Here is a 26305-nt window from a genome sequence, read left to right as displayed (position 1 = left end):
TGGGTTCCTCATTGAGCAGACGGAAGCAGCGAATCTGGCGGTTATGAACGAGGCACCCGCGATCGAACCTGTCACCGAACACCACGGAGCGCGGCGATGAACGCGAGCGAGCCGTCGCACTACGATCTCGAGACCGATGTCCTGGTTGTCGGATACGGATGTGCTGGTGCCGCAGCGGCATTCGAAGCTGCGTCCGCGGGCGCGGAAGTCCTCGTACTCGACAAAGCAGGCGGGCCGGGTGGCGCTTCGGCCCTGTCCGGGGGTGAGATCTACCTCGGTGGCGGCACCCCGATCCAGCGCGCCTGCGGGTTCGACGACAGCCCTGAGCAGATGGCGGCGTTCTTGCGCGCCGCGCTGGGGCCTGGCGCCGACGAGCAGAAGATCGCGCTGTACAGCGCCCACAGTGTCGATCACTTCCATTGGCTGGTCGAGCGTGGGGTGCCGTTCAAACCGAGCCTCTGGGATTCCCCGACCTGGGTGCCACCCACCGACGACGGGCTCATGTGGCTGGGTGAGAACAGTTGGCCGTTCGCCGAACTCGCGGCCCCGGCCCCGCGCGGACATCGGCCCACGGCACAGGATTTCGGCGGGAAACTCCTGATGGACGTGCTCGTCTCAGCGGCCGAATCCGCCGGGGTGACAGCGCAGTACGACACGGCTGTGACGGATCTGATTGCCGCTGAGAATGGTTCGGCGGTCGGCGTCCGGGCTCGCAGGTACGGCCAGGAGCTCACCGTCCGGGCCCGCCGCGGAATCATCCTCACAACCGGCGGTTTCGTCGACAACGATCAGATGCTGGCCGCGCACGCCCCACGCCTGCTCGGCCACACCAAGGTGAGCGCGGGCACCGACGACGGCAGCGGCATCCGCATGGCCCAAGCCATCGGCGCGGCCGTGCGGCACATGTCCACCGGCCAGGTCGGGGTCTCCCTGGTGCCCGGATTCGCCGCCCGCGGCCTGGTGGTCAACGGCCGCGGCCAGCGCTTCGTCACCGAGGACACCTACCCCGGCCGCATCGGCCAAGCCGCGCTCTTCCGCCAGGACATGGACATCTGGGTGATCCTCGACGAGCAGGCCTACGAGGAAGTGCCCGAACCCCAGCGCTGGGGCGTCCAGCCCACCCACGTCGCCGAAACCCCCGACGAACTGGGCGCTCTGCTCGGGCTTCCAGCAGGCGCACTCGAAGCCACACTGGCCAGATACAACGAATTCGCGGCGGGCGGAACAGATCCCGACTTCCACAAGTCATCCCGCTGGCTACGCCCACTCACTCCCCCACTGGCCGCCATCGACATCAAAGCCGGTGTCCGCCCACCCGGGCAGACCACCGCCCGCCGCGGCACCGGCGCGTCGGTCTTCACCCTCGGCGGCCTGCACACCACCGTCGACGGCGAAGTCCTGCACCTCGACGGCACCCCGATCCCGGGCCTCTACGCCGCCGGCCGAGCCAGCGCGGGCTTGCACGGCGAGGGCTATATCAGCGGCACGTCCCTCGGCGACGGCACCTACTTCGGCCGCCGCGCGGGCGCCGCGGCGACAGCGACCGACCGGCTATCGGTTCCGATCATCGGGACTGGGCACTGACCCGCTGGATATTCCGGCATAACGTCGGGGAAACGGCATGATCTGCGCGTCTGGTGCGCGATCCTGGAGGTGCCGAATCTTATTCCCGGAATGCAGGAGGACGCCCGTCATGACCAACAAGGTGCTCGATCGGGTTCGGGATCTGCTGCCGGGGATCCGGGAGCGGGCCGCGGAGACCGACCGGCAGCGGCAGGTGCCGGTGGAGAGCATCCGGGAATTGACCGAGGCCGGCGTGTTCCGGATGTTGCAGCCGTCGCGGTTCGGCGGTGACGAGGTGTCGCCGGTGGCGTTCTACGAGGTGATCCGGGCGATCGCGGCGGCCTGCCCGTCCACCGGGTGGGTGTCGTCGGTGCTCGGCGTGCACCCGTGGCAGCTGGCGCTGTTCCCGCTGCAGGCGCAGGAAGACGTGTGGGGCGAGAACCCGGACACGCTGATCTCGTCGTCGTACGCGCCTACCGGAAAGCTGACGCCGGTCGAGGGCGGCTATGAGGTGACCGGCCGCTGGAGCTTCTCCTCCGGCTGCGCGCACGCCGAGTGGGTGTTCCTGGGCGCGATAGCGCCGGACGAAAACGGCGACCCCACCACCTATTTGACGATTCTGGTGCCGCGCGCGGACTACGAGATCGATGACGTGTGGCATGTGGTGGGCCTGTCCGGCACCGGCAGCAACGACATCGTCATCGGCAAAGCCTTCGTCCCGCACCATCGGGCCTTCAGCGCGCAGGAGCAGTCCGAGCTGCGCGGGCCGGGCCAGGAGGCGAATCCCGCTCCGCTGTACAAGATTCCGTTCGCGGCGGTGTTCTCCAATACTATCGTCGCGCCCATCATCGGGGCCGCCGAGGGCGCCTACGAGGCGCACATCGAGCGCATGCGGGACCGGGTGCGGCTGTCCTACGGCGGGCAGAAGGTCGCCGACGATGGCTTCGCGCAGGTCCGGGTGGCGCGGGCGGCCTCGGAAATCGATGCGGCGATCCTGCAGATGGAACGCAATATCTCCGAGCTGCTGCGCTATGCCGAAGCGGGCGAGGAGATTCCGCAGTCGGTGCGCCTGCGGACCCGCCGCGATCAGGTGCGTGGCACCGAGCGGTCGATCCAGGCGATCGAGCTGCTGTTCGACAATTCCGGCGGGCATTCGATTCGCAAACCCAATCCGATCGAACGGCATTGGCGGGACGCGCACGCGGGCAGCGTGCACGTCATCAACGATGTGGAGCGGGCGCTGGCGATGTTCGGGCGCGGCGAGTTCGGGATGCTCGTCGTCGATCGGATGCTCTGATGCTGACCGCGGAGTCGACTACCCGCTGGGTCACCGCCGACGGGCTGAAACTTCGCTTCCACGAGGCTGGTTCGGGTCCGCCGCTGGTGCTGCTGCACGGTTCCGGGCCGGGGGTCTCGGGCTGGGCGAATTTCGGCGGAAACCTCCCGGTGCTCGCCGAGCACTTCCGGTGCCTCATCCTGGACCAGCCCGGGTTCGGAGGCAGTGCGCGCCCGGAAGTCTACGAGCGCAACTATCTTCGGATCTCGGCCGACGGGGTCATCGGCTTGCTCGATCAACTGGATCTGCCGAGCGCGCACCTGCTGGGCAATTCGATGGGCGGCGCGGTCGCAACCCTTGTGGCGCTGGAACATTCGCAACGCGTCGACCGGCTGGTACTCATGGCGCCCGGCGGTGTCGGGGTGAACGTCCTGGGACCCGAACCGTCCGAAGGGATTCGGCGCCTGCTCGACTTCACCATGGACCCGACCCGGGATCGAGTACTGGACTGGCTGCGCACCATGGTGTTCGACCAGTCGATCCTCACCGACGAACTGGTGGACACCAGGTTGCGCACCGCCGCCGACCCGGCGGCCATCGCCGCCCTCCGCGACGCCTACGCCACCTTCGCCGATCCCGCACTCGCCGACCAGGTTCCGTTGTGGGCACGGCTGCGCGGGCTGCGCAACGAGGTCCTCATGCTGTGGGGCCGCGACGACCGGGTGACTCCCGCCGAGGGCGCGCTGCTGCCCTCGCGCCAGCTACCCAACGCGGACCTGCGACTGTTCGGCCGGTGCGGGCACTGGGTGCAGATCGAACGCAAGGCCGCCTTCGAACGCGCGGTCACCGACTTCCTCGTCCACGGGCTGCGTTAACCCGGTCGCGGGCGGTGATCGACCGGGTTAGGGTCGGCGGATGACGTGGAAGGCACCCGATATCGATCGACGCGAACCCCCGCTCGTCGGCGACGAGCGCACCCAACTGCAGGCCTACCTGGACTACCACCGCGACACCCTGCTCTGGAAATGCTCCGGCCTCAGCGCCGAACAGCTCGCGCTGCGCATCCTGCCCACCTCCAACCTCACACTGCTCGGCCTGGTCCGGCACATGACCGAGGTGGAGCGCGGCTGGTTCCGGCGCACCGCCGCGGGCAAGGACGTCGGCTATGTCCATGACTACGACAACGATGTCGATGCCGACTTCAATGCCCTCGAAATCGCCGACGGCGCACGCGATTACGCCCGCTTCCGGGATGAGATCATCAAATGCGACGCGGCCGTCAAAGACCTGGCGCTGGACCACACCTTCCCGCACCCTCGCCCCGACCGGACCGAACCGTACAGCCTGCGCTGGGTGTATCTGCACATGATCGAGGAGTACGCGCGGCACAACGGGCACGCGGATCTGCTCCGGGAGGCGATCGACGGGGCGACCGGCGAATAATCCACCACCTCAGACCAGGTGCTGCGTCGCCCACCCGGCAATCTGTGTGCGAGAACCGAATCCGAGCTTGGTGAGGATGTGGTCGATATGACTCTCCGCGGTGCGGATCGAGATCACCAGTTCGGTGGCAATGCGCTTGTTGCTGTAACCGGCGGCCACCAGCCGGGCGACGTCCTTCTCCCGGCGCGTGAGGACATCCGCAGCAGCGGCTTTCGGCACCGGCGCGGGAACTGGTTCGGCGCCGATCGCGTAACTCATCGCCTCGTCCAGCGGCATCGCCGCGCCGGCGTCGAAAGCGACCTGGAATTCCCTGTCGCCCATGGCATGTGCGACCTGGAGGCGAACCTTGTCACCGACGGCGCCGGTCATCGCGTGCGCCAGCTGATGGGTGCTGCCGCGCCGGACCGACACCGCGGCCCCCATCAACCGTGCCGCGCGGACATAATCGCCCTGGGCCGAGGCCGCCCAGGCCAGCCCGTCGAACCCCGACGCCGACCACACACACCGATCGAACAGCCGGAACTGCTCCATCGCCCGGCGTAACTCCGCGACAGCCTTGTCCTGGTTGCCATTTCGCCACTGGTTGGTGCCCGACGCCCAGTAGGCCAGCCCACCGAGCAGGTGGGATCCATAGTCGGCTGTTTTCGCGAGGAACCGTTCCGCGATCGAATCGGCCCGGGCGTCCGCCACCATCAGCGCGCAGACATAGGCGAACGCCAAGCTCTCCATCTCCACGCCATGATGCGCACACGCCTCCGCCTCCCCCGCTGTCTGCACCGCGATGTCGAGCGCGCCGAAGGGATCACTGGCCGCGAAGGTCAGCAGAGCCGACAACAGCTTGTGCTCGACCAACACCTCAGCCGAGTCCAATTCGGTTGCCAGCTGGACGCATTCACCGGCGAACCGGTTGGCCTCCGTGGTGTCGGAAAGCATGGCCGCGATCACCGAGGCCGCGGCCAGCGCCCGCGCTCGGGCAACGCTGGGCTGTGGATCCTTTGCCAGCGCCTCCGCCAGCCAGCGGTGACCCTCCAGCAGGAACCGGTAGTGCTCCCAGAAGGGCCGCAGCTCGTTCGCGATTTCCAAGGCGCGGTGCGCGCCGTCCGGGTCGGAGAGTGAAAACTGGAGCGCGGCACGCAAATTGGGATGCTCGCGGGTTACTTCACGGAACCAGTCGGCGTCACCACTGCCCCAATAGTCGGTGCGCCCCCGATGGGCCAGCAGATAATAGTGTTCGCGATGCCGGATCCGTACCGCGCGCTCGTCCCCGTGCGCCGCGAGCTCGGCGAGCGCGAACTGACGCAGCGGCTCCAGCATGGTGTAGCGGCCGCTGCCGTCGCTGTCGTGCCGGTAGTTGAGCACCGACTTCTCGACCAGCCCGGTCAGCGAATCCAGCAGCACCGCAGGCGGTTCCAGAAAACACACGGCTTCGGCGGCATCCAGGTCGAAGCCGCCGGCGAACACCGACAGCTGCTCCCATAGTCGCTGTTCGTCGGGCGTGCACAGGTCGTAACTCCACCGGATCGCCGCCTCCAGTGTCTGCTGCCGGCGGGGTGCGGTGCGCAACCCGGTGGTCAGCAGCCGCATCGCGTCGTCCAGGCGTGCCAGCACCTGGTCGGGAGTGAACATGCGCAGCCGCAGCGCCGCCAGCTCCAGCGCCAGCGGAATTCCGTCGAGGCGGCGGCAAATCGCCGCCAGCGCACCACGATTGGCGTCGGTGACCCGGAACTCCGGATTCGCGGCCGAGGCCCGCTCGGTGAGCAGCCGCAGCGCGTCGCTGCGCTCGCTCACCGCGTCGCCGCCTGCCGTCGCCCTGATCTCCCCGCTGTCCTCCTCGTCCACCGCGGGCACCGCCAGCGGCGCGACCGGCATGATCTGTTCACCGTCCACGCCGAGCGGTTCCCGGCTGGTGGCGAGGATCCGCACGTCGGTGGTCGCGGGGATGAGCCGGCTGGCCAGCTCCGCGCAGGCGTCGATGAGATGCTCGCAGTTGTCCAGGATCAGCAGCAGGCTCTTGTCGGCCAGGTATTCGATGAGTCCGGCCAGCGGGGCGCTGGTGTCGTCACGCAGGCCGAGGGCGTTCGCGACGCTCAACCCGACCAGTTCCCCGTCGTGCACGTGCGCCACTTCGACCAGCCACACGCCATCGGGAAACGCCCGCCGCACCGCGGCACCGACCTGCCGGGACAGCCGCGTTTTCCCTACCCCACCGGGCCCGGTGAGAGTGAGCAACCGGGTGCTGGACAGCAGACCTTTGGCCGCGGCCACCTCGCCACCACGACCGACGAAGCTCGTCACCTCCGCCGGGAGGTTCCCTTGCACGTGCCGCACCACGCCGATTACCTTCGCACGCCCGGCCGACATCTCGAGCATTTTGCGTCAAGATGTCGGCCGCTACCTCGATTAGCGAGCTATTGTCTGGCAGCCTCGACCAGCGTCGGGTAAGCCGCCTGGAACAGTTCGCGCAACTCGACGGCGGTGACTTCACGACCGGTCGATTCGGTGTGCGCCTGCACCCGCCGGGCGAAGTCGACCTGCAGCTCGCGCGGCAGGTCGATGCCGTATTCGGAGTCCAGCAGATAGGCGATGCCGCCCTTGCCGGATTGCGAGTTGACTCGGATCACCGCCTCGTAGCTGCGGCCCACATCCGCGGGATCGATCGGCAGATACGGGACCTGCCAATCGAGTTCACGCTCCGCGATACCGGTCGCGGCGGCGCGGGCACGATGTTCGGCGAACCCCTTCTTGATCGCGTCCTGGTGCGTGCCCGAGAACGCGGTGTACACCAGCTCGCCTGCGTACGGGTGCCTTTCGTGGAGCGGCATGCGGGTGCAGTACTCCACGACGCGACGAATTTCGTCGATATCGGAGAAGTCGATCATCGGGTCCACCCCTTGCGCGTGCAGGTTCAGCGCCAGGGTGGCGATATCGACGTTGCCGGTGCGTTCACCGTTGCCGAAGACGCAACCCTCCACGCGCTGGGCGCCGGCCAGCACGGCCAGTTCCGCGCAGGCGATGCCGGTGCCGCGATCGTTGTGCGGATGCACCGAGAGGATGACGCTGTCGCGCCGGGCCAGGTTCTTGTGCATGTATTCGATCTGGTCGGCGTAGACGTTGGGGGTCGCGACCTCCACTGTCGCAGGCAGATTCAGCGTCACCGGCCGCTGCGGAGTCGCGTCCCACAGGGTGGTCATGCGATCGCAGAGGTCGAGCACGTAGTCCGGCTCGGTCAGGTTGAACACCTCGGGCGAGAACTGGAAGCGCACGTTCGGCAGGTGCCCGGCCAGGTCGAGGATGCGCTGTCCGCCCGCGCGGATCAGGTCCCCCAGTCCGGCCCTGTCTTTGCCCAGCACCATGTTTCGCCAGGCCGGCGCGGTCGCGGTGTACATGTGGATGACCACGTCGTTGCTGATGCCGCGCACCGACTCCACCGTGCGTTCGATGAGATCCGCACGCGCCGGGGTGAATACCACGATCGTGACGTCCTCGGGCGCCAGGTCCGTGTCGGCGATCAGCCGGACGAAATCGAAATCGGTCTGCGAGGCGGACGGATAGCCGACCTCGATTTCCTTGTAGCCCATGGCCACCAGCAGTTCGAAGAAGCGTCGTTTGCGCTCCGGGTCCATGGGTTCGGCCAGTGCCTGGTTGCCGTCGCGCAGGTCGACGGACACCCACAGCGGCGACCGCGTGATTCGGGCGCTGGGCCAATCACGCTGTGTGAGTGGCACTTCCACGCGGTCGAAGACGTCGCGATATCGATGCGAGGGCATCGGTGACTGCTTTTGGCGATTCCAGGGAAAAACGCGCGTACTCAAGGTTCTGCTTCCTGTCACGAATAGCGATGGTGACCGGCCACGACGAAGCCCCACGGCGGGCGGCCGGTCGGTCAGGCCCCGCCGTGGCGGCTAAGCAGAAGCATGGTGCGCATGATGGTTAGACTGTACACAACTCCTCAGACAAGTAGAGAGGTCGTGATGGTCGCCCAAGTCCGCCGCCACCCGCTGGCGGCGCAGACGGCCGAGCTGTTGCTCGCCCGCGTTCGTGACGGTGAATGGCCGTTGGGACACTGTCTACCAGGCGAAACCACCCTTGCCGCACAGCTCGGGGTCGGCCGTTCGACGCTGCGTGAGGCGATTCGCGAGCTGGCCGGGAAGGGCGTGCTCGACAGCCGCCAGGGTGCTGGTGTGTTCGTCACCGCGCTCGATGTCACCGAGGATTGGGACGTGGTGCTGCGCCGGGCCACCATCGCCGCGGTGATCGAAGCGCGGATCGCCATCGAGGCCGAGGCCGCGGCGCTCGCCGCTCAGCGCCGCACCCCCGCCGATCTGCGCGCCATGCGGCGCGCGCTGGCCGCCAGGGAAGCGCATGGGGAGCCGATCGACGTCCATGTGGACGCGGACATGGCATTTCATCGCGCCGTGATCGTCGCCGCTCACAACGATGTGCTGACCCAGCTCTTCGACAGCTTCCTGCCCCGGCTGCGGATCGCGATGATCGACATGCTGAAGATCCGCCCGGTGCCCTCCGAAGCCGCCGACCACGACGCGCACATCCACCTGACCGACGCCATCGCGCACCGAAAGCCTGCCGCCGCAGCCGAATTCAGCCGCGCCCACCTGACTCGACTGAAGGCCGCGTTCTCGTGATCACAACAGAGGGAGGTCACCCGGTGACCGGTTCACCTGTCCTGCAACTCGACGACGTCACCTTCCGCCGCGAGGGCAACCAGATCCTGCACGGCATCTCGCTGACCGTGCGGCCCGGCGAGCACTGGGCGCTACTCGGACCCAACGGCGCCGGCAAGAGCACCCTGCTGGGGTTCTGCGGTGCGGTCACCTTCCCGACCACCGGCACGGTGCATGTCCTCGGGGAACAGATGGGCAGGGTCGAGCTGGCCCGGTTGCGGCGCTCGATCGGGCACGTGAATCCCCGTCACCCACTGCGGTATCCGCTCACGGTCCGCGAAGTGGTGCTCACCGGCATCTCCGCCACCATCGACCTCCCGATGCGCTGGACCCCGAGCCCCGACGAAGTCCGCCGCGCCGATGCGATGATCGAAACCATCGGCCTGAAGGGCAAAGCCGACAGCACCTGGCCCACCCTGTCCCAAGGCGAACGCGGCCGCACCCTCATCGCCCGCGCACTGGTCGCCGAACCCCTGCTACTGCTGTTCGACGAACCCGCCACCGGCCTGGACCTGGCCGCCCGCGAACAACTCCTGCACACCATCGACACCCTCGGCGAAACCCACCCCGCCGTCGCCTCCATCCTGGTCACCCACCACCTGGAGGAACTCCCGACCACCACCACACACGCCCTCCTCATCGCCGACGGCCGCACCATCGCCGCCGGCCCTGCCCACGAGGTCCTCACCACGGAAACGGTCACCACCGCCTTCGACCACCCCGTCGAGGTCCGCCACGACCGAGGCCGCTGGACGGCTCGCGCGCACGCGAACCACCCGCGCTGACTTTCAGACAACACAACCCGGCACTGAACCACTCACACCAACGAATCCTCCTGCGGTCCCTGGTAGCACAACCAGGCCGTTGGTCGACCCGCGATCACGAAGGCCGTCTCACCGTGCCGCATTAGATCTCCGGCAACACGACTCGGTCACCGGGCGGGGCTAACTACGCAGACCAGTGCACACACCCCTCTCCCGGCAACATTGGTGCGAGCGCTGGACGCACCGCATATGCCGGCCGCCGCACCGAGTCGCATTTGAAACACCACCTTCCTGCGGTTCCGTGCTCAGTCGCATGCCCACCCGGATCGGACCGGAAGTCCTCACGAATTCCGCAAATTGTCGATCGTGGGATGTCAGGCGCGGCGGATCGGCTGCCAGGTTTGCGGCGGTTCGGAGGTGAGGAAGTCGCCGACCTGGCGGTAGACCTCGGCGGGCTTTTCGACGACCAGCAGGTGGGATGTGCCCGGGATGATGGATAGTTCGGAGTTCGGGATCGCCCGGTACAGGGCGATGGTGTGCTCCAAGGTCATCGCGTCGTCGTCGGCGGCGAGCACCAGGGTGCGGGCGGTGATGGCGGACAGATCCTCGGTGGTGAGGTTCGGTTCGATCCGCGCCATGGACAGCACCTTTTCGGCAACGACCCGGAAGTGCGCCTCCCCGTCCGGCGAGACCTCGCCGTAGCGGGCTGCCAGCCGTTGCATCGGCTCCTCGTGTTCGAACCCATCGAGCACCCCGGGGACCAGGCCGTCCCGGTGAAAGTTGCCACTGATCGACACCAGTTTGCCGACCAGGTCCGGGCGCTGGATCGCGACCAGCAGTGCCACGATCGCGCCGTCGCTGTAGCCGACCAGATGCGCCGGAGTACCGATCACCTTGTCCAGGAACGCGATCGTGTCCTGCGCCATCAGGTCATAGGACAGCGGTCCCGCGACGTCCGCCGTGCGGCCGTGGCCACGCCGGTCTGCCCGGTAGACGTGGAAACGCTCGGCAAGCGCGGGCACGGCCTGGTCGAACGAGCGCGAGTCGACGAACCCGCCGTGCAGCAACAACACCGGCTCGCCCTCGCCGGTCTCGTCGTACCAGGTCCGAACATCCCCGAGCTCAACATAGTTCACCATCAGTCGATCATGCGCCGCCGCTGCCCGCGTGCCCACGGCCACCCTCCTTTGCTGTGAACGGGGCCACCTCGGAGCACAGCAGGTTCGCCGACCAAACCAGGGAGTGTACGACCTTGCGCTCTCCGATCTCGTCGCCTGGATTACCTGTGGCCGCAGAATCTTTCGACCGCGCCGCCGCGCTATGGCAGCGTTTCGCCCCGGACGGCAGCTGGCCCGGCCGCGATCGATATCGCTTACTGGTCTGCGCCGTCGCGGGCTTCGGCCTCCGCGAGAGACTTCAAGTTGAGCAGCTGTTTACGCATCATGATGAGGTCCCCGAAAGCCAAGGCGTAGAAGGCGATTCGGGGAATGCGCCAGCGCAGGCGGACGAGCAGACGGGTGCCGGCCCCTTCCGGGCGCACCGCGTAGGTGACGCAGAGGTTGCCCGAGACCAGGGTGAGGTGGCGGGCCAGGATGAAGGAGTGCAGGCGGAAGGCGGACATGAACCGCTGGCCTGCTTCGAGTTCGGTGAGGTCGGGGTCGCGGCGGGCCGGGCTGCGGCGGCCGAAGTTGTCGAGCAGGTCGTAACTGTAGGGAGATGCGCGCAGTTGGCAGAGCCAGGCGTAGACCAGGCCGGGTGGCGCGGCGATGCTGATCGCCCGATCGGCTTGGCGCCCAAGGGGTTGCACCTCGTCACAGGGCAGGGGCAGTTCCTGTTCGGCCTCGGTGGCGCCCCAGACCACGCCGGGGATCATGCCGCCGCCGCGATTCGGCGCATCAACCGGCGCATCACCAGCTTGTGGCCGCTGCTTCCGATTACCAGGGCCCGATAGATCTTGCCGTGCAGCCCAGGGAATTCCGCCCAGCTCTCGGCGCGGACCCGGGTGCGGCTCGGACCTTCCTCGTCGAGCCGGAAGATCAGCTCGTATTTCGAGAACCAGTGCCTGCCTTCGAGCGCCAGCCGGGCAGGTTCCTCGGCGGCGACGAGCACGAATCCGGAAGGGACCGTCGACGGATCGTGCGGGTCTTTGCAGACCACCTTCAGCACCGCTTTCCACGCCCGATCGCGATTCGCGTCAACTACTGTGGAATGCTCATCAATATAGGGCAACCGCTCCATATAGAAGGAACGTACTAGTAGTGGCACCACCCCGCAAGCATGATTCGGATGTGATCCTCGACGCCGCACGCACTCTGGTGCTCGGCGAGGGTCCACGCGCCGCGAGCGTCGCCGCCATCGCCGCGGCCAGTGGCGCTCCGGTCGGCACGCTGTATCACCGCTTCGGCAACCGCAACGGCGTACTCACCGAGGCATGGCTGCGCGCGCTGGCCCGGTTCCAGGCGGGCGTGCTGGCGGCCGCCGCGGAATCCGATCCCGTCGCGGCGGGCGTCGCCATGGTGCGCGCCGCCATCCACTTCGGACGCGAATTGCCGGATGACGCAAGGCTTTTACTGAGCCTGCGCCCCAGCGACCTACTCGACGGCGGACCCGACGACGCCTTCCAGTCCCGCCTCACCGGCATGAACGCCCCGCTCATCGACCACCTGCGCCGCATCGCCCGCGATCTCACCGGCCACGACGGCGACCGCGAGATCGACGCCGTCAGCCGCGCGGTCGTAGACCTCCCCTACGCCGCACTGCGCCGCCACGCCCACGCCCCCACCCTGCCAACCTGGCTTGACGACGACATCGCCGCCGCCGCCCGCACCCTCCTGGAGTCCTGCCGCGTGTGACTAGCTACCAAGATCATCAGGAACTGGTGGCGGCATCGCCCGAGTAGCCCACGCCCACAGTCCCTGATGATCTTGTCGACCGTCAGATGTGCTCGTCGACGAGGGCGGGGGTGAGTTTGTCGAGCCCGTCGATGACGTGCGCCGCGAGGTCGCGGGCGTCGTTGTCGAGGGGGTACTCGGGGCGCGGGGCGGCGATGACGCGCATGCCCGCGGCGTGTGCGGCGCGGATGCCGTTGCTCGAATCCTCCACTGCCGCACAGTCTGTCGACTTCTTGCGGAGGAATGCCGCGACCGCCACGTACACATCGGGCGCCGGCTTGCCCCGGTCGACCTCCTCGGTGGAGAAGGTGACGTCGAAGAATTCGATCAGCCCGGTGCGGCCGAGCACCGTGTTGATCAGCGTCCGCGGCGAGGAGCTGGCCACGCCCAGCGGCCAGTTCTCGCTCATCCGCTGCACCGCCTCCACCGCGCCGGGCAGCAGCGGCACCGCCTGGTCGTAGTGCGCGGCCATCCGCTCGATGACGTCGTCGGCAACCGTGTCGGGCGCTGCGCCCACGCCGAGTTCAGCACTGAGGTATTCCGACCATTCGCCGGTGCTCATGCCCATCAGCCGCTTCTGCGTATCCGGTAACCACCGCCCGCCTTTTTCCGCGACATAGTCGCGCCGAACCCGCTCCCACACCGGTTCGGAGTCGATCAGTATGCCGTCCATGTCGAAGACGACAGCCGTAATACGCATCGGGACAACGCCTTTCGCCAGCCGCACGCACACGGGGAAGGTGCCTGCGTGGGGTTCTTCGTCGAGACCTGACGGGTAATCGGGTACCCAGACTAGGTGCACCCCATTCGACACCCGTCGATGGGCCGCCTCCAGCGCCTGTTCAGCGCCCGCCGCCACCTGGTCGTAGCCGGGTCCCGTGCGCGAGCACCCGGCGGGCAACCAATAACATGTTCTATATGAGTGAACTGCGGCCCGCGGCGCTGCCGAGCGAAGAGCACCACGAGGGCGGGTTCCGGCCGATGGTGGAGGCGATCGACGCGGAACTGGCCAACGGCCAGGACACCGTCCGCGGCGGCGCGCACTACGGCGAGCTGGTCGAGCAGGTGCGCACCCTGATGGACCGCGCCCGCCTGCTCAGCCCCAGCGATGACCTGGCCCTGGAAACGATCAGCATCCTGGAGAAGCTGAACGAGCAGCTCGAGGCCGCGGTCGTCACCGAATGGTCCGCCCCCACCTGGACCCGGCACGATCTCCCCGGCCGCGGCAACATCACGCTGCCGCCGTTCATCATCGACACCGCCGACCGCGACGGCGTGCACGCACGTATCACCTTCCGCACTTTCCACCTCGGTGGCAACAATGCGGCACACGGCGGCCACATCTCCCTCGGCTTCGACGACCTGATGGGCATGGCCGCCGCCGTCCATACCGGCTCGGTGACCCGCACCGCCTCCCTCACGGTCGACTACCGCTCCGTCACCCCCCTGAACACCGAGCTCCAGCTGCGCGCCTGGGCCGAACGCCAAGACGGCCGCAAGGTCTACCTGCGGGCCACCCTGCACGACGGCGACCGCCTCTGCGCCGAAGCCCACGGGCTCTTCATCGTCCTCAAGCCCGGCCAGCAGTAACCCGCGCGACCCCCCGAACACAGACCAGACGGACGCCGACTGGTCGTCGTGCGCCCGCCTGGTTGGACGTAAGGTTCAGCGGCTAGGAAAGTGGGTGGCCCGGTAGTCCCCGAAGCGGGCATCGACTTGGTCGGCGGTGAGGCCGAAGTCGTCGAGGGTGTACTTGTGGACGGGGCGGGCTGCGCCGGAGGTGCTTTCGGAGTGCAGGGCGGCCATCGAGGCGCAGGCTTCGTCGGTGAGTTCCAGGCCGAAGTGCCGGTAGATGGAGGCGACCATGCCGATCGGGTCGGCGACGAAGTCCTCGTAGTAGATGTCGACGAACTGAGCGGCATTGTGGCGCTTGCGATCCGCGAGGAATCGGTCGGCACCACGGGCCCATAGGTCCAATTGGGCCGCGCCCACGACGGGGCCGCGGAACTTCTCCGACCAGCCTGCGGAGGCCTGTTCGTTCAGGCTGCAGACCGAGGCGATGATGGTGCGCGGGTCGCGATGCATCTGGATGACGAGCGCGTCCGGATAGACCTCCATGATCGCGTCGAGGGCGAACAGATGGCTCGGGTTCTTCAGCACCCAGCGGCGATTCGCGTCGTTGAGGCCGATCAGTTGCAGATTGCGCCGGTGCCGGCGGTAGGCGTCGGTCCAGCTCTGCTCGCGCAGCCATTCCGAATAGGTCGGCAGGTAGGACAGGCATTCGTAGGACGCGGACAGCGCGGACTGGCGCAGCAACTGCCAGCATTCCTCGACCTGGTCGGCCGAAATGTGGTGCACGCCCATGAATTCCGGATGCTCGACGTGGTGCTGTTCGTAGGCGGCTTCCAGCCGCTGGTACACCGGGTTCTCGGCCCAGGTCTCGCGCGGCGGGCGGGGCTGCGGGAATTCCGTCAGCCACATCTCCAAGCCCTGGTGCCCGGGGTCGGCGTTGAGCAGCCGGTGCGCGGCCGTGGTGCCCGAACGGGGCAGGCCGGTGACGAAGATCGGGCGGTCGATCGCGACCTCGGCGTGCTCCGGAAAGCGTTGCCACGCCGACTCGCTGAGTAATCGGGCGATCAGCGCCCCGCGCAGGAACGCCCGATTGATCTTGTTGCCGAAAGGTGTCAGCTCGGCGTCCTTGGCATAGGACTCCAGCAGCACCTGCAAACCTTCGCGGTAGCCGTCGTCGCCGAAATCATCCAGGCCCACCACCTTGGTCGCCGACGCATGTAGGTCATCGATGGTGCCGACGTCCGGTCGACCGATCATCTGGTTCTCCTCAGAAGTAACGAGTATGCAAACCGTGCACTTTCCCGCGAATTTGGGCCGAATCGGCCGCTTCGAGGCGGAAAGTGCGCGATCTGCATACCTCTAGTGGTGGTACTCGCCGCAGTTCACGTCCAGGCACTGCCCGGTGATCGCACGCGCCATGTCCGAGGCCAGGAAGACTGTCGCGTCGGCGATTTCGTCGGGTTCGGGCAGTTTGCGCAGGTCGAGGGTTTTCGCGGTCTCGGCGTACACCTCTTCGGAGGTGATGCCGCGCTTCTTGGCCAGGTAACCGAAGTACCACTTCAGGTTCTCCGCCCAGATATACCCGGGCGCAACGGAGTTCACACGAATACCCTTGGGACCGAGCTCGGTCGCCAGGCTCTGTGACATCGCCAGCAGGCTCGCCTTGGCCATCTTGTACGGGCCGAAGGTGCGCCGCGAATGCCGCAGCACGGCCGAGTTGATCATCACGACCGCGCCTTTCGTTTCGGCCAGCGCGGGTACGAAGGACCGCGTCATGCGCAGTGCGGCAAGCACATTCGTCTCGAAGGCGGCGCGTACCTCGTCCAGGTCGACGTCGCCGAGATTCGCCATCGGGGGCATGGCGAAGGCGTTGTTCACCAGGGCGTCGACGCGGCCGAACTCCGCCTGTGCGGTCTCGACCAGATTCACGACCGCGGCCTCGTCGTTGATATCGGTCGGGACGGCCAGCGCGCGCCGGCCGAGCCCCTTGATCTCCTCGGCCACCTCGGTGAGCCGGGATTCGGTGCGGGAGGCCAGCACCACGTCCGCGCCCGCCTTAGCGCTCTGTACCGCGATCGCGCGGCCGAGTCCCGGACCGATCCCGGAGACCACTACCACTTTGTCCTGCAACAACATCAGCCGAGCATCCTTTCAGCGACTGCCACCTGCCGGGCCGCGATGCGCGCCTGCCAGTCCTCCGGGGTGATCCGGGCTTCGTCGTAGAACGGCAGCCGCTGCGCCAGTTCGCCGACCGGAACCACCTCGACCGTCGGTCCGTCCTCCGGTTTCATCTCGCGTGCGACCCGCTGCCAGCGGAACTGCACGTATCCCCGGTCGTGCCCGGTGCGTTCGATCCAGTTGACCAGACCCGGGTTTCGCTCGCTGACGATCAAGCGGATCTTGCCGTCCGGATCGACGTGCGCCTGGTCGGCGGTGAGGCTGGTCTGGTGGTTGATGTAGTCCAGCGACAGGTACCACATGCTGCCGAGCTGGAAACCCTGGTACGGGGCATCGGATTTCGGCACCGTGATGATCAGCGCCTGATCGTCCGCGAGCTCGTAGTGCCCGGCCGAGGAGAACTGGGTGGACAGGCCGCCGGGGGTGAGCCGCGGCTCGGTCATCGTGTTGACCGGCAGGTTCAGATAGAACCACTTCGGGAACGCCAGGAAGGTGTTGAGCCGGGAGATCAGCATCTTGCCCGCCACGCCGTAGCGCTTCGTCATGAGGTCTTTGGTCAGCGGCGGCGGCGCGTCACCGATCTTGTCGACCCGCTGGATGCGGATGACACCCGGCTTCTCGGTGGCCCAGTCGCTGAACACCTCCCGCACCACCAGCATCGCGGCGTCGGCGCCCAGCTGCACGTAACCGGGGCGCGGTTCGCCCGGGCCGAACCGGATCTCATAGGTACCGTCCGCCGCGATGTCGAGAGCGCGGTCATCGAAGGCGGTCAGGCTGTCGGGCACGTCCACCGGCGAATAGTCGCCGTTGAGCACCTGAAAGCTCAGATCCCGGGTGCTCCCCCGCTTCCCGGTCACCACATATTCGGCGTCGGGGCGCAGGTAGGAGTGGAAGTAGAGGGTGTCCGGGTTGTCCAGGCCCATTTTCGTGTACGGCCCGGTGGACTGCACGAAGAACGGAAAATCGCGCTCATACGCCCACGCCATCTGCAGCGAGGCCCGGATACTGCCCGCGAGGTAGTCGTAACCCTCGACCAGATCCTGGTCGGTGCGAATGTGCGGCGCGCTGGTGATGATCTGCTCGGCCGCGGCGATCGCGTCGGCGAACGGCTGGGTCAGCAGGGCGGTCTCGGTCAAGGGCATCTCCAACGTTCCAAATCTGTACCGCTCTGGTACATTTCGATACGAGCAAGATTAGAACCTGTTCTAGGAGTTGTCCATGGTTGCCCGTAGATCCGCACCCACGACCCGGGTGGTGCAGGTACTCGATTTCCTCGTCGAGCAGCGCGGGAAGCGCTTCGGGCTCTCCGAACTCGCCCGCGAACTCGACCTCGCGAAACCCACCTGCCTGGGGATTCTCACCGAACTGACCGCCGCCGGATACCTGGTGCGGGACCCGCGGGCACTCACCTACGGGCTCGGGCCGGCGCTGATCGCGGCCGGCCGGGTGGCGCAGGACAGCTTCGCGATCTCCGCGATCGCCCGCGTCGAGCTGGAGAAACTCAGCGCGCAGTACCGCACCACCTGCACCGCTTCGGCCGTGGTCGGCGAGCAGATCCTGGTGCTGGAGAGCACCGGGCCCGGCATGGTGAAAGTCGGTGCGGCGTACGCCTTCGCCCCGCCGGTGGGGTTGATGTACGTGCTCTGGGATACCGACGCGGCGTTCGACGCGTGGCTGGCCAAGCCCCCGACGGTGCCGGTCCAGCAGGACGAGACCCGGCTGCGGCAAGTGGTCGCGGAGTGCCGGGAGCGTGGCTATCTGGTCGAAAGCCTCACCGCCGCCGGGCGCAAACTGTATTCGTTGCTGGCCGGTGTCGCCGCCCGGGAATTGCCCGATGAGCTGCGCGAATTGGTGGCCGAGCTGGTGACGAACCTGGGCGAGCGGGTCTACCTCGGTACCGATCTGCGCCCCCGCAAAGAACACCCGGTGAGCCTGCTGGCCGCGCCCACTTTCGGCGGGGACGGGCGGCAGAACATGGTGCTGACCATGCACGTCGGGGCGTCGATCACCGGCGCCGAGATCGACCGCCGAGGACAGGCTCTCGTCGCGGCGGCCGATGCGGTGACCGAAGCGTCGGGCGGTCGGCGGCTCCCGCACAGCACCCATTGACCAATGGTCGAAACGTGTTCTAGTTTTGATCCGTGAGCCAGTACGCGAAGTCGACGGCGAGCACCTACGAGTTGCCGCATCTGGACGCGCTCGAGGCCGAGTCGGCATACATATTCCGGGAAGTCGCAGCGACTTTCGAACGTCCGGTCCTGTTGTTCTCCGGCGGCAAGGATTCGGTGGTGATGTTGCACCTGGCGGCGAAGGCCTTCTGGCCCGCGCCGCTGCCGTTCCCCGTGCTGCACATCGACACCGGGCACAACTTCGACGAGGTGATCGAGTACCGCGATCACACCGTGGCGAAGTACGGCCTGCGGTTGGTGGTCGCGAGTGTGCAGGAGGACATCGACGCCGGGCGATCGATCGAGGAGACCGGGCCGCGCGCATCCCGGAATCGCCTGCAGACCACCACCTTGCTGCGCGCCATCCGGGAGGGTGAATTCGACGCGGTGTTCGGTGGCGCCCGCCGCGACGAGGAGAAGGCGCGCGCCAAGGAGCGGGTGTTCAGTTTCCGCGACGAATACGGGCAGTGGGATCCGCGCAACCAGCGGCCCGAACTGTGGAACCTCTACAACGGGAAACATCGCCGGGGCGAGCACATTCGAGTGTTCCCGCTGTCGAACTGGACCGAGCTCGACATCTGGAACTACATCGCCGCGGAACAGATCGACCTGCCGCCGCTGTACTACGCGCACCGCCGAACGGTGGTGCAACGCGACGGAATGTTGTTGGCGCACACCCGTTTTCTGGAACTGCTCGACGGTGAACAGCCGTTCGAGACGACGGTGCGGTTCCGGACAGTCGGCGACGCCACCTGCACCGGCTGCGTCGAATCAGCGGCTGCCACACCGGAAGAGGTGGTCGTCGAGGTCGCCGCGACCCGCATCACCGAACGCGGCGCCACCCGCGCCGACGACCGCATCTCCGAGGCGGGCATGGAAGATCGCAAGCGAGAGGGCTACTTCTGATGACCACGCTGCTGAGACTGGCCACGGCGGGCAGTGTGGACGACGGAAAGTCCACGCTCATCGGCCGGCTGCTGTACGACTCGAAAACGATCTTCACCGACCAGCTGGCCGCGGTGGAGCGCACCAGCCGGGACCGCGGTGATGCCTACCCGAACCTGGCATTGCTCACCGACGGCCTGCGCGCCGAACGTGAGCAGGGCATCACGATCGATGTCGCGCACCGCTATTTCTCCACGCCCAGGCGAAAATTCATCATCGCCGACACTCCGGGGCACATCCAGTACACCCGCAATATGGTGACCGGGGCCTCCAACGCGGACCTGGCGTTGATCCTGGTCGACGCGCGCAAAGGCGTGGTCGAGCAGACGCGCCGGCACGCGTTCCTGGCGAGCCTGCTCGGCATTCCGCACCTGGTGCTGTGCGTGAACAAGATGGATCTCGTCGACTGGTCGCAGGAACGGTTCGAGGAAATCCGCGAGGAATTCGCCGGTTTCGCCATGAAACTCGACGTTTCCGATCTGTCGTTCGTGCCGATGTCGGCGTTGCACGGTGACAACATCGTGCATCGCGGCGCCAGTATGCCGTGGTACGAGGGCACTCCCCTGCTGCATCATCTCGAAGAGGTGCACATCGCCTCCGACCGGAATCTGATCGACGCGCGGTTCCCGGTGCAGTACGTAACGCGCAGCCACGCCCAGGATTTCCGCGGTTACGCGGGCACCGTGGCGGGTGGGGTATTCAAGACCGGTGACGAAGTCTCGGTGCTGCCTTCGGGATTGACGACGACGGTGACCGCGATCTGGGGGCCCGGTGGCACCCCTATCGCGGAAGCCTTTCCGCCGCAGGCGGTCACGCTGCAGCTCGCGCACGAGATCGATATCTCGCGTGGTGATCTGATCTGCCGTCCGGCCAATCGGCCGCTGACCGGGCGCGATATCGATGCGATGGTGTGCTGGTTCGCCGAGGACTCGCAGCTCACGCCGGGCGCGACGTACACGGTGCGGCACACGACCCGGGCCGTCACCGCCGAGGTGCGCACGCTCGACTATCGCCTCGACGTGAACACGCTGCACCGCGACGAGCACCCGGAAGTTCTGTCGCTCAACGAGATCGGGCGCATCCAGTTGCGCACCCGGCAGCCGCTGCTGTTCGATCCGTACCGCCGCAACCGCAACACCGGCAGTTTCATCCTGGTCGACGAAACCACCGGCAATACCGTCGCCGCGGGCATGATCACCGGGCCTACCCTGCCCTCGGCGCGCGTGGTCTGGCATTCCACGGCCGTCGAACGCGATGAGCGCGCGACCCGCGGTCTCACGGTGTGGCTGACCGGCTTGTCGGGATCCGGGAAATCCACGGTCGCAGTCGAATTGGAACGCCGGCTGGTCGCCGCGGGGCGTCCCGCCTTCCTCCTCGACGGCGATAATCTGCGGCACGGTCTCAACGCCGACCTCGGGTTCTCGGCCGAGGATCGCGTCGAGAACATCCGGCGCGTCGGCGAAGTCGCCCGCTTGTTCGCGGAATCCGGTGTGATCGCGGTGGTTTCGCTCATCAGCCCCTACCAATCGGATCGAGAAAAGGCCCGGGCGGTGCACGAGGCAGCCGGTATCCCGTTCGTCGAAGTCTTCGTCGACACACCCCTCGAAATCTGCGAATCCCGTGACCCCAAGGGCATGTACGCCAAGGCCCGGGCCGGGGAGATCCGCGGTTTCACCGGGATCGATGCCCCCTACGAGACCCCTGCCAACCCCGATCTGGTCCTGCGTCCCGACGACGGCGATCCGGCCACGATGGCCCAGTCGATCATCGCCCTGCTCACCAACCTCGACTGACGGATCTGCACGCCGAAGCGGCGGCCAGCTGACAGCTGGCCGCCGCTTCGCGTATTTTCCTACTGCGCAAGCGAACCGAAGAACTCGCGGATGTCACCGACGAGCAGGTCGGGGACTTCCAAGGCCGGGAAGTGGCCGCCGGAGAAGAACTCCGACCAGTGCGTCACATTGTGCGACTTCTCCGCGAAACGCCGGATGGCGTAGTCGCCGTCCTTGAAGACCGCGACACCGGTCGGGACAGTGCCCTTCGGGGCGAACATCTCGGCGTCGTGGAAGCGCTCGTAGTACATGCCGGCGACGCTGCGGGCAGTGTCGGTGAACCAGTACACGCTCACGTTCGCCAGGAGGCGGTCGCGGTCGACGGCGTCTTCGGGCAGCGCCTTGGTCTGGTCGGTCCACTCCTGGTACTTCTCCACGATCCAGCCCAGCTGCCCGGTCGGCGAATCCGCCAGCAGCTGCGCGATGGTGTTGGGGCGGGAACCTTTCAGGTTCATGTAGGCCGCGCCGTCGTCCTGGAACTGCTTCATCGCGGCCAGCCGGGCCTGCTCGGCCTCGGTGAGGGCGGCGAAGTCGGACGGGTCGCCGATCGGGAAAGTCACCAGCGCGTTGACGTGCACGCCCGCAACATGATCGGCGTCGACACGGCCGAGCGCCGGCGCGATGAAGGAACCGTGGTCCCCGCCCTGCACGCCGTAGCGGTCATAACCGAGGCGGGCCATCAGCTCGGCGAACGCGGCCGCGATGCGCCCATCGTTCCAGCCGTTCTCGGTCAGCGGCCCGGAGAATCCGTAGCCCGGCAGGGAGGGAATGACCAGGTCGAAGGCCGGAGCGTCGGGCGCACCGTGCGCCTTCGGGTCGGTCAGCGGGCCGATCAGATCCAGGAAGTCGACCACCGAACTCGGCCAGCCGTGAATCAACAGCAGCGGCGTCGCGTTCTCCTCGGTCGACCGCACATGCAGGAAGTGGATGTTCTGCCCGTCGATGGTGGTGGTGAACTGCGGGTAGGCGTTCAGCTCGGCTTCCACCGCCCGCCAATCGAACTTCTCGGACCAGTAGCCAGCCAGCTCCTTCAGGTACGAGGTGGGCACACCGCGCTCCCAGCCGGTGCCGGGGACCTCGTCGATCCAGCGGGTCCGGGCCAGCCGGTCACGCAGATCATCGATGTCGGCCTGCGGGATGTCGATGCGGAAGGGGCGGATCTCGTTGTTGCTCATGGCAGTAATACTCCGAGTAAAGAGGGGGTCCCCACATCACGAGAACTCGTTATTTCCCGCGCTAAAACCATTGGCCGTTGCCCGCACCAGCCCGTTAGGCTCACGCCACCCGGGAGCGCGTTCCCGGCAGGGTGTGGGGCCGTGGCAGAGCGGCCGAATGCGATCGGCGTGCGGAGGTCCCCGTACGCCGACTGAGGCGACGGGGCGGACCTGCCCTGTCGCGGTCCACGGGTTCGAATCCCGTCGGCCCCACTCCTGTTTCCACCTGGACCCGGGTCCTTGTGGGCGAGCTCGGCTCATATGAATCGACGGGAGGGGAAGGTTCTTGATGCCTCGGGTACACGGAAATAGCAGTGTCGCTATCTGGCTGGCGGTTGCCTTGCTGATGTTCAGCGGCGCCTGTACGCGGGAGGAACCCGCGCCACCCGCCCCAGGTTCCTCAGGTGAAACGTGGCTCACCACCGACCCCATATCTCCTAGCGGACAGTTCCGGGTTGACCTCACGGTTCAGGAGAACTTCATGGCCGCTGTCTCCATCGTCGAAATCGCATCGGGCGGTGCTGTTTTCGAGGCTGGCAGCTACAGCCGGAGCAGGCTGCACGCGTTCGGGGTCGGCTGGTTGTCCACCGAGCCCGAGCAATTGTGGATCTACTCCGGCGATGTGTCGTGCGCGAAGGTCTACCGAGACCCGGGTGGGAACTGGGTGAAAATCAATGTCCCCAGGAAGGACCTTCCGGACGAGGTCACCAGCTGGTGAGTCCAGCACTGCCCCCCGAATTGGCGGCCGCTACGGGTTGGCGAGCCCGCGCGCGGCGAGGATGATCAGCGGGTGGTGAGTGTTTCGGCCAGTAGTGTTTTCGTCGGCCGCGGGAATGAGCTGTCGGCGTTGCTGCGGGCCGTGGACATTCCGCATGTGCGGGCTGTTTTCGTGGCGGGTGAGGCCGGGATCGGGAAGTCGCGGCTGGTTGCCGAGTTCGCTGCTCGCCAAGATTCCCGGACGCTGGTGCTGATCGGGCGGTGCCCCGAGTTCGGCAATGCCGGGGTGCCGTTCGCGCCGTTCATCGCGGTGCTGCGGGCGCTGTTGCGGGAGCTGGGTGCCGCCGAGCTCGCCGCACTCCTACCCGCGCGCCCCGCGCTGGCCCGCTGGATCCCGGAGCTGGCAGCCGAGAACCGCCCGGCGGATACCGATTCCGATCGAATTCGGCTTTTCGGTGAACTGCTCACGCTCCTCGAACAACTCGCCGCCCAGCGCTCGCTGGTGTTGATTCTCGAGGACCTGCACTGGGCCGACGACTCCAGCCGCGAGCTCCTCGCTTTCCTCGCCGCCAACCTCGCCGAGCCCCAGGTGCTGATCGTCGGCACCTACCGCCCGTCCGGCTCGGCGGCGCTGCGCCGACTGGTCGCCGAGCTCCGCCGCAATCCCGCCGTCCAGGTGATCGCCCCGGAACCACTCACCAAACACGAAGTCGGCAGACAGCTCGCGGCGCTGCTGGGACGAGAACCGGAACCGCCGCTGATCGCCCGCGTCTTCGAACGCAGCGCGGGCAACCCGCTTTTCGTGGAAGCGCTGAGCCAGTCCCCCGACGACACTCCCGCCGAACTGACCGACCTGCTGCTGGCGGCCCAAGCCGACCTCGAAGACGCACCGCGTGAGGTACTACAACTCGCGGCCGTAGCCGGTTCGCCCGTCGAACACGACCTGCTCGCGGCCGCCGCCGAACTCCCGGCCGCGCAACTCCGAAACACCCTGCGCCAGTTGATCGATCACCATCTACTGCTGCCCACCGACACCGGATATGAATTCCGGCACGTCCTCATCCGTGAAGCCGTCTACCAGGATCTGCTCCCGATCGAACGAAAGCGCCTGCACGCCAGGCTGACCGAACTCCTGCGCGACCAGCCGGGCCTGCTCCCACCAGAACGCGGCAACGCGGAGCTGTCCCGCCACGCCCACGCCGCAGGCCAGCACTCGACCGCGCTCACCTCAGCGCTGGCAGCAGCCATGGACGCCGCGCAAGCCGGCGCGCATCCCGAGCGTCTGCACCACCTGGACGTGGTGCTCGAAATCTGGAGCAAAGTCGCCGACGAACAGACGGTAGACCTCGGTGCCGCAACGCAGCGCCTTATCGATTACTGGACGCGGACAACGGATTCCAACCCAGAACCGCACCGCACGACAGATCATCCGAAACTCGAACGGCTGGTCGTCCTCGAGCACATCGTCGACGCATGCGGCCACACCAATGCGGTGAAACGCGGCATCAAGGCGGCGGATCAAGCTCTCGCCCAGATCAATTCGGAAAGCGAGCCAGTACGTGCCGCCCGCCTGCACCAGCAACGAGCCCAATTACGCAACCAGAACGGCACCGGCGGTCACGAGGACCTCCAGCAGGCCCTCACCCTGCTCCCGGCCGATCCCCCAACCCTTCTGCGCGGCGAAATCCTCGCAGAACTCGCGGCAACTCACGTCTTCGCAGGAGACTCCCGCACAGCCCGCGACAACGCCCTAGCCGCGCTGGCGATCGCCGATCATCAAGACTCCGGCCGCGCCTCGGGCAACGCACTCGCCGCCCGTGCACACGCGTATCTCGGTCTCGCCGAGGAGGATTCACAGATAGCGGTGCAGCATTTTGCGCGGGCACGGGCCGCCGCGCAGGAGGCGCAGGACGTGCATACGTTGTTGTCGGTGGCTACCTGGGAGTCCGCGGCCCTGGTCGCCGCGGGCGATTACAGCGCCGCCATCGAAACCATTCAGCAAGGGTTGCGGACCGCGCATGAGGCGTTCCAGTTCGGCGAACGCGGGCCGATCCTCGTCGTGAAATGGGCGCAGGCGCTCACTGCGCTCGGTCGCTGGGCGCAGGCGGAGGAGTTGATCGCGGATACGCTCAGTGCTCCCTCGCCGCCGCTGAGTACGGCGGCCCTGCAGCTGTGCCGGGCACGAATCGCGTTGGCGCGGGGTGAGTTCGAGGTCGCGAGGACCACAGTGTTGGCCGCCGAGGAACAGCTCGGTCAGGCGGGGTGGGTCGGGCCGTATCGCCTGGAGCTGAGCGGGGTCCAGGCCGAGCTCGCGCAAGCCGATCCGGCCCGGGCCGCACGTATCCTGGCCGACGCGCTCAGCACGGACGACGTCAGGAAGTATCCGCAGGAAACTTGGCCGCTTCTGGTCCTCGGCACCCGGCTTCCGGAGCAGGCCAGGGATTTCGAGCCGCTGGCCGACGCACTGCCGTGCACGACACGGGTCGACGCAGCCCACCGGGCGGTCTTCACCGCCGCCACCACTTCCGCCGACTGGCAGACCGCTGTCACAGCCTGGCAGGGGCTATCGCAACCCTTCGAGCAGGCCCGCACCCTATTCCACTGCGCCCGAGCCGAATTGGCCGACGGCGATCGATCCGCGGCCCAAACCGCGCTGCGCGCCGCTGCGATCCTCGCCGACGACCTGGGCGCGAAACCGCTCGCCGAAGCGATCCGCGACACCGCCGACCGCGCTCGACTCCCCCTCGACGAGTCCGCCCCTGTCCGCACCGCGCCGCCGCGCACCTTCGGCCTCACCACCCGCGAACTCGACGTTCTGCGCCTCGTCGCCCAGGGACTGAGCAACCGTCAGATCGCCGCCGAACTCTTCATCAGCGCCAACACCGCCGGCGTCCACGTTTCCCGGATCCTTACCAAACTCTCGGCCACCTCCCGCACCGAGGCCGCCGCTCTCGCTCATCAGCACCGGCTCCTGGACACCGCCGCGCCCTGACAACCCGTGGGCTACTTGCTGTCTCAGGCCCACGAGCTCCTCGAAGTCATCCGAAAACGACCCGTTCC

22 protein-coding genes, 1 tRNA gene and 1 pseudogene are annotated in these 26305 nt (G+C 67.2%); 14 read left to right on the top strand and 10 right to left on the bottom strand.

Going from position 1 to position 26305, the window contains the following annotated elements:
• The first annotated feature begins 96 nt into the window (after nucleotides 1–96).
• The 4 genes from IBX22_RS25715 to IBX22_RS25700 all read left to right on the top strand — a co-directional run bounded on the left by IBX22_RS25715 (nucleotide 97) and on the right by IBX22_RS25700 (nucleotide 4282).
• Complete coding sequence (locus IBX22_RS25715) at nucleotides 97–1584, top strand: FAD-dependent oxidoreductase (RefSeq protein WP_194818264.1); 1488 nt, start codon at nucleotides 97–99, stop codon at nucleotides 1582–1584.
• A gap of 109 nt (nucleotides 1585–1693) precedes the next feature.
• Entirely contained in the window at nucleotides 1694–2860 is a 1167-nt protein-coding gene (gene hsaA, locus IBX22_RS25710; protein ID WP_194818263.1) for a 3-hydroxy-9,10-secoandrosta-1,3,5(10)-triene-9,17-dione monooxygenase oxygenase subunit, read from the top strand.
• A complete protein-coding gene (locus tag IBX22_RS25705) occupies nucleotides 2860–3714 on the top strand; it encodes an alpha/beta fold hydrolase (protein ID WP_194818262.1) in 855 nt (284 codons plus the stop codon). The genes hsaA and IBX22_RS25705 overlap by 1 nt, the downstream gene beginning before the upstream one ends.
• A 40-nt stretch (nucleotides 3715–3754) precedes the next feature.
• On the top strand, nucleotides 3755–4282 hold the full coding sequence (locus IBX22_RS25700) for a DinB family protein (protein ID WP_194818261.1): 528 nt from the start codon (nucleotides 3755–3757) through the stop codon (nucleotides 4280–4282).
• Between the two features lie 9 nt (nucleotides 4283–4291).
• On the opposite strand, the gene IBX22_RS25695 is transcribed toward IBX22_RS25700, so the two are convergent.
• Both IBX22_RS25695 and IBX22_RS25690 read right to left on the bottom strand, forming a co-directional pair.
• Nucleotides 4292–6643, bottom strand: a complete 2352-nt coding sequence (locus IBX22_RS25695) for a LuxR C-terminal-related transcriptional regulator (RefSeq protein ID WP_228539433.1) — start codon at nucleotides 6641–6643, stop codon at nucleotides 4292–4294.
• A 77-nt stretch (nucleotides 6644–6720) separates the two neighbouring features.
• A pseudogene (locus IBX22_RS25690) lies at nucleotides 6721–8049 on the bottom strand (2-isopropylmalate synthase); the annotation flags it as partial.
• 204 nt (nucleotides 8050–8253) lie between these two features.
• Here IBX22_RS25690 and IBX22_RS25685 point away from each other — a divergent pair.
• Both IBX22_RS25685 and IBX22_RS25680 read left to right on the top strand, forming a co-directional pair.
• Nucleotides 8254–8925: a FadR/GntR family transcriptional regulator gene (locus tag IBX22_RS25685; protein WP_194818888.1), complete on the top strand. Its 672-nt coding sequence runs from the start codon at nucleotides 8254–8256 to the stop codon at nucleotides 8923–8925.
• Nucleotides 8926–8948: 23 nt separating this feature from the next.
• Nucleotides 8949–9749 (top strand): ABC transporter ATP-binding protein, encoded by an 801-nt coding sequence (locus tag IBX22_RS25680; RefSeq protein WP_194818259.1) that lies wholly within the window; start codon nucleotides 8949–8951, stop codon nucleotides 9747–9749.
• Nucleotides 9750–10102: 353 nt separating this feature from the next.
• Here IBX22_RS25680 and IBX22_RS25675 read toward each other — a convergent pair whose 3' ends face one another.
• The 3 genes from IBX22_RS25675 to IBX22_RS25665 form a co-directional block, all read right to left on the bottom strand.
• A complete protein-coding gene (locus IBX22_RS25675; protein WP_194818258.1) occupies nucleotides 10103–10867 on the bottom strand; it encodes an alpha/beta fold hydrolase in 765 nt (254 codons plus the stop codon).
• A 233-nt stretch (nucleotides 10868–11100) separates the two neighbouring features.
• The gene (locus IBX22_RS25670; RefSeq protein WP_194818257.1) at nucleotides 11101–11601 is read right to left on the bottom strand and encodes a hypothetical protein; all 501 of its coding nucleotides are present in this window, start codon (nucleotides 11599–11601) and stop codon (nucleotides 11101–11103) included.
• A complete protein-coding gene (locus IBX22_RS25665) occupies nucleotides 11598–11894 on the bottom strand; it encodes a hypothetical protein (protein ID WP_309234791.1) in 297 nt (98 codons plus the stop codon). The genes IBX22_RS25670 and IBX22_RS25665 overlap by 4 nt, the downstream gene beginning before the upstream one ends.
• Before the next feature lie 92 nt (nucleotides 11895–11986).
• Here IBX22_RS25665 and IBX22_RS25660 point away from each other — a divergent pair, with 92 nt between their 5' ends.
• Nucleotides 11987–12580 (top strand): TetR family transcriptional regulator, encoded by a 594-nt coding sequence (locus IBX22_RS25660; protein WP_194818256.1) that lies wholly within the window; start codon nucleotides 11987–11989, stop codon nucleotides 12578–12580.
• Between the two features lie 82 nt (nucleotides 12581–12662).
• Here IBX22_RS25660 and IBX22_RS25655 read toward each other — a convergent pair whose 3' ends face one another.
• Nucleotides 12663–13319: an HAD family phosphatase gene (locus IBX22_RS25655; RefSeq protein ID WP_194818255.1), complete on the bottom strand. Its 657-nt coding sequence runs from the start codon at nucleotides 13317–13319 to the stop codon at nucleotides 12663–12665.
• Between the two features lie 218 nt (nucleotides 13320–13537).
• On the opposite strand from IBX22_RS25655, the gene IBX22_RS25650 reads away from it, so the two are divergent.
• Nucleotides 13538–14209 carry a PaaI family thioesterase gene (locus tag IBX22_RS25650; protein WP_194818254.1) on the top strand — a complete coding sequence of 224 codons (672 nt, stop codon included), beginning with the start codon at nucleotides 13538–13540 and terminating at the stop codon, nucleotides 14207–14209.
• Nucleotides 14210–14284: 75 nt separating this feature from the next.
• Here the strand turns inward: IBX22_RS25650 and IBX22_RS25645 are convergent, their stop codons facing one another.
• The 3 genes from IBX22_RS25645 to IBX22_RS25635 form a co-directional block, all read right to left on the bottom strand.
• The gene (locus IBX22_RS25645; RefSeq protein WP_194818253.1) at nucleotides 14285–15448 is read right to left on the bottom strand and encodes a sulfotransferase; all 1164 of its coding nucleotides are present in this window, start codon (nucleotides 15446–15448) and stop codon (nucleotides 14285–14287) included.
• A 102-nt stretch (nucleotides 15449–15550) separates the two neighbouring features.
• Nucleotides 15551–16327 (bottom strand): SDR family oxidoreductase, encoded by a 777-nt coding sequence (locus tag IBX22_RS25640; protein WP_194818252.1) that lies wholly within the window; start codon nucleotides 16325–16327, stop codon nucleotides 15551–15553.
• Nucleotides 16327–17490: a hypothetical protein gene (locus tag IBX22_RS25635; RefSeq protein ID WP_194818886.1), complete on the bottom strand. Its 1164-nt coding sequence runs from the start codon at nucleotides 17488–17490 to the stop codon at nucleotides 16327–16329. The genes IBX22_RS25640 and IBX22_RS25635 overlap by 1 nt, the downstream gene beginning before the upstream one ends.
• 97 nt (nucleotides 17491–17587) lie before the next feature.
• Between IBX22_RS25635 and IBX22_RS25630 the strand changes: the two genes are divergently transcribed.
• From IBX22_RS25630 to cysC, 3 genes are read left to right on the top strand one after another with little or no spacing between them, the layout of a single operon-like run.
• Complete coding sequence (locus IBX22_RS25630; RefSeq protein WP_194818251.1) at nucleotides 17588–18478, top strand: helix-turn-helix domain-containing protein; 891 nt, start codon at nucleotides 17588–17590, stop codon at nucleotides 18476–18478.
• A gap of 32 nt (nucleotides 18479–18510) precedes the next feature.
• Nucleotides 18511–19443, top strand: a complete 933-nt coding sequence (gene cysD / locus IBX22_RS25625; RefSeq protein WP_194818250.1) for a sulfate adenylyltransferase subunit CysD — start codon at nucleotides 18511–18513, stop codon at nucleotides 19441–19443.
• A complete protein-coding gene (gene cysC / locus IBX22_RS25620) occupies nucleotides 19443–21275 on the top strand; it encodes an adenylyl-sulfate kinase (protein ID WP_194818249.1) in 1833 nt (610 codons plus the stop codon). Before cysD ends, cysC begins: the two co-directional genes overlap by 1 nt.
• Before the next feature lie 59 nt (nucleotides 21276–21334).
• Here cysC and IBX22_RS25615 read toward each other — a convergent pair whose 3' ends face one another.
• Complete coding sequence (locus IBX22_RS25615; RefSeq protein ID WP_194818248.1) at nucleotides 21335–22489, bottom strand: epoxide hydrolase family protein; 1155 nt, start codon at nucleotides 22487–22489, stop codon at nucleotides 21335–21337.
• A 135-nt stretch (nucleotides 22490–22624) separates the two neighbouring features.
• Between IBX22_RS25615 and IBX22_RS25610 the strand changes: the two genes are divergently transcribed.
• The 3 genes from IBX22_RS25610 to IBX22_RS38370 all read left to right on the top strand — a co-directional run bounded on the left by IBX22_RS25610 (nucleotide 22625) and on the right by IBX22_RS38370 (nucleotide 26237).
• Nucleotides 22625–22741, top strand: a tRNA-OTHER gene (locus IBX22_RS25610).
• Between the two features lie 268 nt (nucleotides 22742–23009).
• Nucleotides 23010–23246, top strand: coding sequence for a hypothetical protein (locus tag IBX22_RS25605; protein ID WP_194818247.1), 237 nt, complete (start codon nucleotides 23010–23012; stop codon nucleotides 23244–23246).
• A 75-nt stretch (nucleotides 23247–23321) separates the two neighbouring features.
• Complete coding sequence (locus IBX22_RS38370) at nucleotides 23322–26237, top strand: helix-turn-helix transcriptional regulator (protein ID WP_194818246.1); 2916 nt, start codon at nucleotides 23322–23324, stop codon at nucleotides 26235–26237.
• The last annotated feature ends 68 nt before the right edge of the window (nucleotides 26238–26305 follow it).

Source organism: Nocardia sp. XZ_19_385 (genome assembly GCF_015355755.1).
Taxonomy (GTDB): Bacteria; Actinomycetota; Actinomycetes; order Mycobacteriales; family Mycobacteriaceae; genus Nocardia.
This window is presented reverse-complemented; position numbering and strand designations above follow the sequence as displayed.